This is a genomic window from Anoxybacillus sp. J5B_2022, from assembly GCF_026847645.1.
Lineage (GTDB): Bacteria > Bacillota > Bacilli > Bacillales > Anoxybacillaceae > Anoxybacteroides.
In genome coordinates, this window is the sequence record NZ_JAPSMC010000036.1 from 21,254 (window position 1) to 32,809 (window position 11,556).

The window sequence follows — 11,556 nt, forward strand, 5'->3', positions numbered from 1 at the left end:
GAATCATTTTGGCGAGACTAAACATCGTAACCTATCCAGCAGAAGTGTTAGAAACGGTTTGCGAAAAAGTAATCGAATTTGACCGTAAACTTGTTAAACTATTAAATGACATGTACGATACGATGCTAGAAGCGGACGGCGTTGGTTTAGCCGCTCCGCAAGTCGGCATCGCCAAACAAATCGCGATTGTCGATATTGGTGATCAAAATGGCCGAATTGAACTGATCAATCCGGTCATTTTGGAGTCGCGCGGAGAGCAAATCGGTCCTGAAGGATGTTTAAGCTTTCCGGGATTGTTTGGCGAAGTAAAACGGGCAGAGTACGTGAAAGTGCGCGCGCAAAACCGACGCGGCCGCATTTTTATGCTGGAAGCGACTGGCTTTTTGGCGCGTGCGCTGCAACACGAAATCGATCATTTAAACGGCATTTTGTTTACAACAAAAGTCATTCGTTATTACGAAGCAGAAGAATTAGAAGGGTAGATGAGACAAACATGGTACGAATCGTCTTTATGGGGACACCGGATTTTTCAGTTCCGGTGCTACAACAGCTCATTCATGATGGCTACGACGTCGTCGGGGTAGTGACACAGCCGGACAAACCGAAAGGGCGCAAAAGAGAATTGACGCCGCCACCGGTAAAAGTCGAAGCGGAAAAACACGGAATTCCGGTATTGCAGCCAACGAAAATTCGCGAAAAAGAACAGTATGAACAAGTGTTGGCGTTAAAGCCGGATTTAATTGTGACCGCAGCATTCGGCCAAATTTTGCCGAAAGCGTTGCTAGAAGCACCCACGTACGGCTGCATTAACGTCCATGCGTCATTATTGCCGGAATTGCGCGGCGGTGCTCCGATTCATTATGCGATTTTGCAAGGAAAAACGAAAACCGGCATTACGATTATGTACATGGTCGAAAAGCTAGATGCAGGCGATATTTTAACGCAAGTCGAAGTGCCGATTGCAGAAACGGATACGGTCGGCACGCTTCACGATAAATTAAGCATCGCTGGGGCGAAATTGTTGTCGGAAACCATTCCTTTGTTGTTGGCAGGAAAAATTACGCCGATCCCGCAAGAAGAAGAAAAGGCGACCTTTGCCTACAACATTAAGCGTGAGCAAGAAAAAATTGATTGGATGAAAACGGGGGAAGCTATTTACAACCATATTCGCGGCTTAAATCCGTGGCCGGTAGCATATACAACGTACGAAGGTCAAGTATGGAAAATTTGGTGGGGAGAAAAAATTCCCGCACAAGGGCACGCCGCACCGGGAACGATCATCGCAACGGACCGTGACGGCATCGTTGTCGCTACTGGCAACGAAACAGCGATTAAAATTACAGAATTGCAGCCGGCGGGCAAAAAACGAATGAGCGCAGAGCAATTTTTGCTTGGTGCCGGCGTCACCATTGGAACAAAGCTAGGAGATGACGATGAGAACTAAAAACGTACGAGAAGTAGCGCTAGAGGCGCTTTTAGCAGTCGAAGAAAACGAAGCGTATAGCCATTTGTTGCTCAATCAACTTATTCGCGCTCATCAGCTATCGGAAAAAGATATCGGACTATTGACGGAAATCGTCTACGGCACGATTCAGCGCCGCGATACGCTCGATTATTATTTACGCCCGTTTGTTAAAAAGGCACGTAAACTGCAAACATGGGTAAATATATTGCTTCGGTTGTCGCTGTATCAAATGTTGTATTTAGATCGTGTTCCAGACCGCGCTGTCATTTTTGAGGCGGTGGAAATCGCGAAAAAGCGCGGCCATCGCGGCATTGCTTCGATGGTAAACGGCGTATTGCGCGCGATTCAGCGTGAAGGGGTTCCATCGCTTGATGCGATCGCAGATGATACCGAGCGCTTAGCCGTTGGAACAAGCCATCCGTATTGGCTTGTGAAGCGCTGGATTGCACAATACGGCCTAGAAACTGCGAAAAACATGTGCGAAGCGAATTTATTGCCTCCGAAACAAACCGCGCGCGTCAACACGGCAAGAATAACGGTCGAGGAAGCGATGGAAAAGCTTGCGGAAGAAGGCGTCGAAGTGACGCGCGGGGAAGTGGCGCCAGAAGCCGTGAAAGCGAAAAAAGGAAATTTAGCCCATACGAAAACGTTTCAAGACGGTTATCTCACGATTCAAGACGAAAGTTCCATGCTTGTTGCGCGAGCGCTAAAGCCTCGTGAACATGAGCGAGTGCTTGACAGTTGCGCTGCCCCTGGCGGAAAATCGACCCATATCGCGGAACTGATGAACGGAACAGGGCAAGTCGTATCGCTCGATATTCATGACCATAAAGTAAAATTAATCGAAGAGCAGGCGAAGCGGCTTCAGCTTTCCAACATCACGGCTAAAGTGCTCGATAGTCGGCACGTTTCGCGTTATTTTACTGGCGAATCCTTTGATAAAATTTTAGTAGATGCGCCTTGTTCGGGATTTGGAGTGATCCGCCGCAAGCCGGATATTAAATACGCTAAAACCGAAGCCGATCTGCCGGCGTTAGCAGCTTTACAGCTCGACATTTTAATAGAAGTCGCACTGTTGCTAAAAGCAGGCGGCACGCTCGTTTACAGCACGTGTACCGTCGATCGTGACGAAAACGAAGCGGTAGTAGCCGAATTTTTGCGGCAGCATCCGGAGTTTGAACTCGACGACACGCTGAAAGAGCGGATGCCGCAAGCAGTGCGTCCATACGTGAAAGACGGGCAGCTATGTTTATTACCGCATTATTTTGATTCAGACGGATTTTTTATCGCATCATTACGAAAGAAGGTGTAACTTCATTGGAAAAAACAACAGAGCCTATTTCACAACAAGTAGAAATCTATTTGCCGTCGATTTATTCGTTCACATTAGAACAATTGCAAGTGTGGATGGCCGAACAAGGGGAAAAGCCGTTTCGCGCGGTACAAGTATACGAATGGCTATACGAAAAGCGGGTAACTTCATTTGCCGAAATGACTAATCTTCCAAAAAGCTTGCGTGAAAAGCTGGCAACGCAGTTTACGATCACTACGTTAAAAACGCTCGTGCAACAAACATCGAAAGATGGCACGATGAAATTTTTATTTGAGCTTCATGACGGCTATTCAATTGAAACGGTATTAATGCGGCATGAATACGGCAACTCCATTTGCGTAACAACGCAAGTCGGCTGCCGCATCGGCTGCACATTTTGCGCTTCTACTCTCGGCGGGTTAAAGCGTCATTTAGAAGCGGGGGAAATTGTAGCCCAAGTCGTCAAAGTGCAAAAAGCATTGGACGAGCAAGGCGAACGGGTCGACAGCATCGTTGTGATGGGGATTGGTGAACCGTTTGACAATTACGATGAACTGATCAAATTTTTAAAAATCGTCAACCATCCAAAAGGGCTGCATATCGGCGCCCGCCATATTACGGTATCAACAAGCGGCATCATTCCGAAAATTTATCAATTTGCCGACGAAGGAACGCAAATTAATTTTGCGATTTCGTTGCATGCGCCGACAATGGAATTGCGCACAAAACTGATGCCGATCAACAAGGCGTACCCGCTGCCAAAATTGATGGAAGCGGTGCGATATTACATTGAAAAAACAGGCCGACGGGTCACGTTCGAATACGGCTTATTCGGCGGTGTCAACGATCAAATCGAGCACGCGGAGCAACTGGCCGTGTTGTTAAAAGGATTAAAATGTCATGTGAATTTAATTCCGGTCAACTATGTTCCGGAGCGCAATTACGTCCGAACGCCACGGGAACAAATTTTTGCCTTCGAGCGCACGCTCAAAAAACATGGAATTAACGTGACGATTCGCCGCGAACAAGGACACGACATCGATGCAGCATGCGGGCAGCTTCGCGCGAAGGAGCGAAAAGAAGAGACGAGGTGAAACGATGAACGTTGTTTTCCAAACAGATGTTGGAAAAATTCGATCTCACAATGAAGACTGCGGCGGAATTTTTCAAAATAAAGATGGACATTATTTAGCGGTTGTCGCTGACGGCATGGGCGGTCATCGAGCAGGTGATGTCGCGAGCGAGATGACGATTGCGTACTTGAAAAACGAATGGGAAGAAACGGAAAACATCTCTTCTCCTGAAAAAGCAGAGCAATGGTTGAAAGAACATATTGCCGCGATCAACCGCCTATTATTTGACCATTCGTTACAACACGAAGAATGCCAAGGGATGGGAACGACGATTGTCAGCGCCATTTGCACCGATCAATTTGCCACGATCGGCCATATTGGAGACAGCCGTTGTTACGTATTAAACCAACACGGCTTTCAACAAATTACAGAAGATCATTCGCTTGTTAATGAACTCGTCAAAACAGGACAAATTTCGAAAGAAGATGCCGAGCATCATCCGCGTAAAAACGTATTATTGCGCGCGCTCGGAACGGAAAAAGAAGTAAAATTAGATATTAAGACGATCACGGTCGACGAACATGACCAATTGCTATTATGTTCGGACGGATTATCGAATAAAGTATCGGAACAAACGATGATCCGCATTTTGACGTCGGACCAACCGCTTGCAGAGAAAGCGGAGGCGCTCATTCATTTAGCTAATGAGCATGGCGGCGAAGACAACATTACGTTAGCCATCGTTGAATTTTCATCGGAATGTGAAAGCGGGTGATGACGCATGCTCATTGGCAAACGATTAAGTGGGCGTTATAAAGTGATTAGCTTGCTCGGCGGCGGCGGCATGGCCAACGTTTACTTAGCAAAGGATATGATTTTAGAGCGCGACGTCGCCATTAAAGTGTTGCGCTTTGATTTTGCGAACGATGAACAATTTATTAAACGATTTCGCCGGGAAGCGCAGGCAGCGACAAGTTTAAACCATGAAAACATCGTTAGTATTTATGACGTTGGCGAAGATGAAGGCATTTATTATATTGTGATGGAATATGTGCGTGGGTCTACGTTAAAGCAATATATCCAACAATATGCCCCGTTAAGCGTATCGAAAGCGATCGATATTATGGAACAGCTCACCTCGGCCATTGCGCATGCGCATGCGAACGGGATCATTCACCGTGACATTAAGCCGCAAAATATTTTGATCGACGAGCACGGAAAAGTGAAAATTACCGATTTCGGCATTGCGGTGGCGCTAAGCTCGACGACGATTACGCAAACAAATTCCGTGCTTGGCTCGGTGCATTATTTATCTCCGGAGCAGGCGCGCGGTGGCGTGGCAACGGAAAAATCAGACATTTATTCGCTCGGCATTGTCATGTTTGAACTATTAACAGGGCGTCTCCCGTTCTCCGGAGAATCCGCTGTATCGATCGTGCTCAAACATTTACAGACGGAAACGCCATCTCCGAAAGCATGGAATCCTGCCATCCCGCAAAGCGTCGAAAACATTATTTTAAAGGCGACGGCGAAAGATCCGTTTTATCGCTATCAATCGGTGCGCGAAATGAATGAAGACATTCGCACGGCGCTTCATCCGGACCGATTGCATGAGAAAAAATTTACCATTCCAGACGATGAGGAAGCGACAAAAGCCGTTCCGATTATTAAAGACGATTCATTGGTAGAGCAAACGCTCGTACGTGAAGAACCAAAACAAACAGAAAAGGCCGAGCCACCAAAAGAAAAAAAGAAAAAGAAATGGCTCATTTGGCTTGTCGCGTTACTTCTCGTCGCGATTGTTGCTGGGGTGAGCGTATTCACATGGGTTCCCGCGGTGTTTTTCCCGAAAGACGTCACCGTTCCCGATGTAACAAATGAGGAATACGACAAAGCGGTCGCAAAACTATCGTCGCTCGGTTTTGAAATTAAAGAAACAAAAGAAATCGAAGACGACGATATTAAAGAAGGATACGTCGTCCGCACAGAGCCGAAAGCAGGCGAAATGGTTAAAGAAGGAACAGCGGTGACGATTTATAAAAGCGTTGGCAAGAAAAAGGTGGAGTTTGGCAATTTCATCGGCGAAGATATTCAGACAGTGGAAGAACAATTGAAAAGCGAAAACTTTTTAATCGTCAGACGCATCGAACGTTATAGTGAAGAACCGGCGGGAACGATTCTCGAACAATTTCCTTCTCCAGGCGAAAAAGTCGTCCCAGAAGAAACAGAAGTAGAGTTCACGGTGAGCGCTGGGACGCCGAAAGTGATGTTAAAAGATTTAACCGGTTATACGGAAAAAAGCGTTCGTGATTACGCCGAAGAGCAACAATTAAACGTTGTTGTCAAACATGAATATTCTGATCAAGTGCCAGAAGGGATTGTCATCTCTCAAATCCCGAGTGCTAATACGGAATTGCAAAAAGGAGATACGATTACAGTAATCATCTCTCGTGGCGAAGAACCAAAACCTAATAAAACAGTAATCAAAGAAATTGATATTCCGTACGACCCGGAACAACAAGGGGAAGTGGTAGAGGCACAGCTGTACATTCAAGATGCCAACCACGATATGACGAAACCGTATAAGACATATCGATTGACGGCACCGATAAAAGAAACGGTGGAATTCGTTATTCCGTATGAAGGGCAAGGCTACTATCGTGTGATCGTCAACAATGTCGTCAAACAAGAAGGAACGATTCCGTATCCAAATTCTAAAAAGGGGTGAAGCTATGGCAGAAGGAAAAATTATAAAAGCATTAAGTGGATTTTATTATGTGTTAAGTGAAGGACAAATCATTCAATGCCGCGGAAGAGGAGTCTTTCGCGCGCAAAAAGTAACGCCGCTTGTCGGCGACCATGTCGTGTTTGAGGCGAGCAGCCCAACAGACGGGTACATTATGGAAGTGCGCGAGCGGAAAAACGAGTTAGTGCGTCCGCCGATTGCGAACGTCGATCAGGCGATTCTCGTTTTTTCCGCGGCAGCGCCTGATTTTAGCGCAATTCTTCTCGACAGGTTTCTCGTGTTAGTAGAGGCGAAAGAAATTCGCCCGCTCATTGTCGTCAATAAAATGGATTTGCTCACCGAAAAGACGAAACCGATCGTAGAAAAATATATTCGCGACTATCGCCGCATCGGTTACGATGTCATCGAAACATCGACGGTGACAAAGTCAGGAGTGGAGCAGCTACTCCCATATTTCGAAGGGAAAACGTCCGTGTTTGCCGGCCAATCCGGCGTAGGGAAATCGTCGCTTTTAAACGCACTTCGGCCAGACTTGAATTTAAAAACAAACGATATTTCACTTCATTTAGGTCGCGGAAAGCATACGACGCGCCACGTCGAGCTGATCGAGATTGGCGGCGGGCTTGTCGCAGATACGCCTGGATTTAGTGCCCTCGAATTCAGCGACATGGAAGAAGAACAATTGCCGTATTGCTTTCCGGAATTTGTTGACCGGAGTCACGAATGTAAATTTCGTGGCTGCACCCATATGGCCGAGCCGAAATGCGCGGTTAAACAAGCGCTAGAAGCGGGAGAGATTCCAGCCTACCGATATGACCACTACGTTCGTTTTATGGAAGAAATAAAAGAAAGAAAGACGAGGTATTAAATGATGATTAAAATCGCCCCTTCGATTTTATCGGCCAATTTTGCGAAACTCGGTGAAGAAATTCGCGATGTCGAACAAGGCGGAGCGGATTACATTCACGTGGACGTGATGGACGGCCATTTTGTGCCAAATATTACGATTGGTTCGCTTGTCGTAGAAGCCATTCGTCCGGTGACAAAATTGCCGCTGGACGTACATTTAATGATTGAACACCCCGACCGGTATATTCCAGCGTTTGCGAAAGCCGGCGCAGACTATTTATCCGTTCATGTCGAAGCGTGCCCGCATTTGCATCGAACCGTTCATTTAATTAAAGAATGTGGCGTGAAAGCAGGGGTCGTTTTAAACCCGCATACACCTATTTCCATGATTGAACATATCATTGACGATGTCGATTTAGTGTTATTAATGACCGTCAATCCGGGTTTTGGGGGCCAAAAGTTTATCCATTCCGTGCTGCCGAAAATTCAGCGCGTCGCACAGCTAGCGAAAGAGCGAAACTTATCGATCGAAATTGAAGTAGATGGAGGCGTCAACGTGGAAACGGCCCGCCTTTGCATTGAGGCTGGAGCGAACGTGCTCGTTGCCGGATCCGCGATTTATGGCGAAACAGATCGAGCGGCGGCGATTCGCGCGATTCGCGGTAAAAAATGAGCGGAAGGTATATGGCCTTCCGTTTTTCTTCGAATACGATAAAAGGGAAGGAGAGAAAAGCGATGATTCTTCATATTGTTGGGGGCGGACCAGACGAGTTCATTCCTTCTCTTCATCATTATCATGGCGACAACGTTCAATGGATTGGTGTTGATCGGGGGGTTATGGCTTTATTGCGAACAGGCATTCGACCGATCAAAGCGTTCGGGGATTTCGATTCGATAAGTGGCCAAGAACTAGAATATGTGCAATCTGTGCTCGATGATTTAGACGTATGGCCATCTGAAAAAGACAAAACCGATATGGAAATTGCATTGGAGTGGGCCGTCGAGCAAGAAGAGGCTGATCTCATTCGCCTTTTTGGTGCAACTGGTGGACGGATCGATCATTTATTTGGAAACGTTCAGCTTTTAGCGAAATATATGAACAAGCGAATCGAAATCATTGATAAGCAAAACGTCGTAACGGTTCATTCACCTAGCACATATAGCGTTTTGAGGGATGAGCATCGTTACATTTCCTTCATTCCGCTTTCCTATGAAGTGAAAGGAATTACTTTAAAAGGATTTAAATATCCGTTAACAAATTGTCATATTCAGCTCGGTTCTACACTATGTATTAGTAATGAACTCATCCAATCTTCCGGTACTTTTTCATTTTCGGAAGGCATATTAATGATGGTAAGAAGCAAAGATTTAGGCGGGGACTTCTAGGTACTATTTTTCGTCAGGCGAATATACTAAAAGAGAAGCAAAGCTCGTCACGATAGTTGAGGAGGGATCGGAATGAAGTTTTATACGATTAAGTTGCCAAAGTTTCTTGGCGGAATTGTACGAGCGGTGTTGAATTCGTTTAAAAAAGGGTAATCAAGAAAAAAGCACCAATGATTTGGTGCTTTTTTGGTGGGCAACACTAACCAGTCGCCTCCGCTTTTCGTATTATACACGTTCTACTTTGCCAGATTTAAGCGCACGAGCAGAAACCCACACACGTTTTGGCTTTCCGTCTACTAAAATGCGCACTTTTTGAAGGTTTGCTTTCCACGTACGTTTATTAGCGTTCATTGCGTGCGAACGAGAGTTACCGAAAGATTTTTTCTTTCCAGTTACAAAGCATTTTGCCATCTTCTTTCCCTCCTTACTTTCTAAAACAAATTGCGTCATCGACTGCACATGCTCAAAACACTACTATAATTTATCATACAAAAGAACAGATTGCAATAGCTCAAGCACAACGTTTCAAGAAAATTCCCTTGACATACTATTTGATTTTCGGCTAAATAATACTAGTGGGTGAAGGGGCACTTTTAAAAACAGTGCTGTTATAGTAAAATGGCTGTAGCTATGCGAACATTTCCGAAGGAGGAACCCGATATGTCCATGGAATTGCAAACGAAGTATGGACGAATTGAAGTAGAGAATGATGTCATCGCCACGATCGCTGGAGGAGCAGCGGTAGATTGTTATGGCATTGTTGGAATGGCATCGAAAAATCAGTGGAAAGATGGTCTTTCTGACATTTTACGCCGCGAAAACTTTTCGAAAGGTGTCATTGTCCGTGAAGAAAACGGCGAAGTGCATATCGACATGTACATTATCGTCAGCTACGGTGTGAAAATTTCTGAAGTGGCCCATAACGTACAAACAAAAGTGAAATATACGCTTGACCAAACATTAGGGTTAACAGTGCAGTCGATTAACATCTATGTTCAAGGGGTTCGCGTCACGAACCTGTAACAGTAAGGAGGAATACATCGGTGACAATTCGGACGTTAGACGGAAGGCGGTTTGCCAATATGGTAGTAAAGGGAGCGCAACATTTAGCAAACAATGCGAAAGCAGTTGATGCGCTGAACGTCTTTCCGGTTCCAGATGGAGATACAGGAACGAATATGAATTTATCGATGACTTCTGGTGCAAAAGAAGTCAAGGCGCAGCCTTCGGATCATATCGGAAAAGTGGCGGGCGCACTCGCTAAAGGATTGCTGATGGGCGCGCGCGGAAACTCTGGTGTCATTTTGTCGCAACTATTCCGCGGGTTTGCGAAAGCTGTTGAAGGAAAGCAAACGATTACAAGCGTGGAGTTTGCGGCAGCGTTGGAAGCGGGGGTTGCGACTGCCTATAAAGCGGTCATGAAGCCGGTCGAAGGAACGATTTTAACCGTCGCGAAAGATGCGGCGAAACGGGCGGTTACGGTGGCGAAAAAACAGCAAGATATCGTTGCAGTGATGGAAGAAGTCGTAAAAGAAGCGAAAGCATCATTGCAGCGTACGCCTGATTTGCTTCCTGTGTTAAAAGAAGTGGGCGTTGTCGATAGCGGCGGCCAAGGATTAGTTTATGTGTACGAAGGATTTTTGGCGGAATTGAAAGGCGAAGCGGTTGAAGACTTGAAAACCGCAACCGTTTCCATGCAAGAGCTTGTGAAGGCGGAGCATCATAAAAGCGTACAAAGCCACATCCATACCGACGAGATCGAGTTTGGCTATTGTACGGAATTTATGGTTCGGTTTGAAGCGGACAAGCTTCGCGAGCATCCGTTCTCTGAAGAAAAATTCCGCGAAGATTTAAGCCAATTTGGCGACTCCTTATTAGTGATTGCTGATGAAGAGCTTGTGAAAGTCCATATTCACGCAGAGCACCCGGGAGAAGTGTTATCATACGGACAACGCTACGGCAGCTTATTAAACATTAAAATTGAAAACATGCGCGAACAGCATGCGAACATCGTGAATGAACCGAAGGCAGTGAATGAACCGAAGGTAGACGCGAAACCGAAACAAAAGCAACCGTACGGAATCGTCACGATTGCGATGGGCAGCGGCATTGCAGAACTGTTTAAAAGCATCGGTGCTCATGTGGTAATCGAAGGCGGCCAGACGATGAATCCAAGCACGGAAGAGATTGTGAAAGCGATCGAAAGCGTTCATGCGGAAACCGTTTTTGTGTTGCCGAACAATAAAAACATTATTATGGCGGCAGAGCAAGCGGCATCGGTCGTCGACAACCGTGTCATCGTCATTCCGACGAAAACGGTTCCGCAAGGCATGTCGGCGATTTTAGCGTTTAACCCTACTGCGTCAGTAGAACAAAACGAACGAGCGATGACCGCTGCTTTAGCACAAGTGAAAACAGGGCAAGTGACGTTTGCTGTGCGCGATACGACGATCGATGGAATCGAAATTGCAAAAGACGACTATATGGGCATTGCCGATGGAAAAATTGTCGTATCGGAAAAGGACAAGCTCAACGTGGCGAAACAACTGCTCGCTGCATTAATCGACGACGAGTCTGAACTTGTAACGGTATTATACGGGGAAGAAGCAACGGAAGAAGAAGTAGAATCAGTAGTAAGCTACATTGAGGAAACGTACCCAGATGTCGAAGTGGAAGTACATAACGGCGAACAACCGTTATATCCGTTTATCTTTTCTGTTGAATA

Annotated in this window: 13 protein-coding genes; 12 read left to right on the forward strand and 1 reads right to left on the reverse strand. The window is 46.0% G+C overall.

The genetic code is table 11. The features are described 5' to 3' along the window. Positions 1 to 8: 8 nt before the first annotated feature. The 10 genes from def to spoVM all read left to right on the forward strand — a co-directional run bounded on the left by def (position 9) and on the right by spoVM (position 8,984). Positions 9 to 482, forward strand: a complete 474-nt coding sequence (def, locus tag M4I42_RS10875) for a peptide deformylase (RefSeq protein ID WP_268852191.1) — start codon at positions 9 to 11, stop codon at positions 480 to 482. 11 nt (positions 483 to 493) lie between these two features. After that, positions 494 to 1,444 carry a methionyl-tRNA formyltransferase gene (gene fmt, locus M4I42_RS10880; RefSeq protein WP_268852192.1) on the forward strand — a complete coding sequence of 317 codons (951 nt, stop codon included), beginning with the start codon at positions 494 to 496 and terminating at the stop codon, positions 1,442 to 1,444. Beyond that, the gene (rsmB, locus tag M4I42_RS10885; RefSeq protein ID WP_268852193.1) at positions 1,434 to 2,777 is read left to right on the forward strand and encodes a 16S rRNA (cytosine(967)-C(5))-methyltransferase RsmB; all 1,344 of its coding nucleotides are present in this window, start codon (positions 1,434 to 1,436) and stop codon (positions 2,775 to 2,777) included. The genes fmt and rsmB overlap by 11 nt, the downstream gene beginning before the upstream one ends. Positions 2,778 to 2,782: 5 nt before the next feature. After that, positions 2,783 to 3,871 (forward strand): 23S rRNA (adenine(2503)-C(2))-methyltransferase RlmN, encoded by a 1,089-nt coding sequence (gene rlmN, locus M4I42_RS10890; protein ID WP_328284611.1) that lies wholly within the window; start codon positions 2,783 to 2,785, stop codon positions 3,869 to 3,871. A gap of 4 nt (positions 3,872 to 3,875) precedes the next feature. Further along, complete coding sequence (locus M4I42_RS10895) at positions 3,876 to 4,625, forward strand: Stp1/IreP family PP2C-type Ser/Thr phosphatase (RefSeq protein WP_268852194.1); 750 nt, start codon at positions 3,876 to 3,878, stop codon at positions 4,623 to 4,625. A gap of 6 nt (positions 4,626 to 4,631) precedes the next feature. After that, the gene (gene pknB, locus M4I42_RS10900; RefSeq protein WP_268852195.1) at positions 4,632 to 6,578 is read left to right on the forward strand and encodes a Stk1 family PASTA domain-containing Ser/Thr kinase; all 1,947 of its coding nucleotides are present in this window, start codon (positions 4,632 to 4,634) and stop codon (positions 6,576 to 6,578) included. 4 nt (positions 6,579 to 6,582) lie between these two features. Continuing rightward, positions 6,583 to 7,464, forward strand: a complete 882-nt coding sequence (gene rsgA, locus M4I42_RS10905; protein WP_268852196.1) for a ribosome small subunit-dependent GTPase A — start codon at positions 6,583 to 6,585, stop codon at positions 7,462 to 7,464. Positions 7,465 to 7,467: 3 nt separating this feature from the next. Beyond that, on the forward strand, positions 7,468 to 8,118 hold the full coding sequence (rpe, locus tag M4I42_RS10910) for a ribulose-phosphate 3-epimerase (RefSeq protein WP_268852202.1): 651 nt from the start codon (positions 7,468 to 7,470) through the stop codon (positions 8,116 to 8,118). Positions 8,119 to 8,180: 62 nt separating this feature from the next. Further along, positions 8,181 to 8,831: a thiamine diphosphokinase gene (locus M4I42_RS10915; RefSeq protein ID WP_268852197.1), complete on the forward strand. Its 651-nt coding sequence runs from the start codon at positions 8,181 to 8,183 to the stop codon at positions 8,829 to 8,831. Between the two features lie 72 nt (positions 8,832 to 8,903). Further along, entirely contained in the window at positions 8,904 to 8,984 is an 81-nt protein-coding gene (gene spoVM, locus M4I42_RS10920) for a stage V sporulation protein SpoVM (RefSeq protein WP_062048621.1), read from the forward strand. Between the two features lie 72 nt (positions 8,985 to 9,056). Here spoVM and rpmB read toward each other — a convergent pair whose 3' ends face one another. Next, positions 9,057 to 9,242 carry a 50S ribosomal protein L28 gene (gene rpmB / locus M4I42_RS10925; RefSeq protein WP_181554970.1) on the reverse strand — a complete coding sequence of 62 codons (186 nt, stop codon included), beginning with the start codon at positions 9,240 to 9,242 and terminating at the stop codon, positions 9,057 to 9,059. Positions 9,243 to 9,491: 249 nt separating this feature from the next. Between rpmB and M4I42_RS10930 the strand changes: the two genes are divergently transcribed. Next, positions 9,492 to 9,854 (forward strand): Asp23/Gls24 family envelope stress response protein, encoded by a 363-nt coding sequence (locus tag M4I42_RS10930; protein WP_268852198.1) that lies wholly within the window; start codon positions 9,492 to 9,494, stop codon positions 9,852 to 9,854. Positions 9,855 to 9,874: 20 nt separating this feature from the next. Beyond that, positions 9,875 to 11,556 (forward strand): DAK2 domain-containing protein (locus M4I42_RS10935; protein ID WP_268852199.1); only part of this gene is annotated, 1,682 nt, incomplete at its 3' end.

Excerpts from the sequence above, each read along its gene's own strand:
- pknB (WP_268852195.1), top strand. The coding sequence starts at position 4,632 with ATGCTCATTGGCAAACGATTAAGTGGGCGTTATAAAGTGATTAGCTTG.
- M4I42_RS10930 (WP_268852198.1), top strand. The coding sequence starts at position 9,492 with ATGTCCATGGAATTGCAAACGAAGTATGGACGAATTGAAGTAGAGAAT.
- rsgA (WP_268852196.1), top strand. The coding sequence starts at position 6,583 with ATGGCAGAAGGAAAAATTATAAAAGCATTAAGTGGATTTTATTATGTG.
- M4I42_RS10895 (WP_268852194.1), top strand. The coding sequence starts at position 3,876 with ATGAACGTTGTTTTCCAAACAGATGTTGGAAAAATTCGATCTCACAAT.
- rpe (WP_268852202.1), top strand. The coding sequence starts at position 7,468 with ATGATTAAAATCGCCCCTTCGATTTTATCGGCCAATTTTGCGAAACTC.
- rpmB (WP_181554970.1), bottom strand. The coding sequence starts at position 9,242 with ATGGCAAAATGCTTTGTAACTGGAAAGAAAAAATCTTTCGGTAACTCT.
- rsmB (WP_268852193.1), top strand. The coding sequence starts at position 1,434 with ATGAGAACTAAAAACGTACGAGAAGTAGCGCTAGAGGCGCTTTTAGCA.
- fmt (WP_268852192.1), top strand. The coding sequence starts at position 494 with ATGGTACGAATCGTCTTTATGGGGACACCGGATTTTTCAGTTCCGGTG.
- M4I42_RS10915 (WP_268852197.1), top strand. The coding sequence starts at position 8,181 with ATGATTCTTCATATTGTTGGGGGCGGACCAGACGAGTTCATTCCTTCT.
- spoVM (WP_062048621.1), top strand. The coding sequence starts at position 8,904 with ATGAAGTTTTATACGATTAAGTTGCCAAAGTTTCTTGGCGGAATTGTA.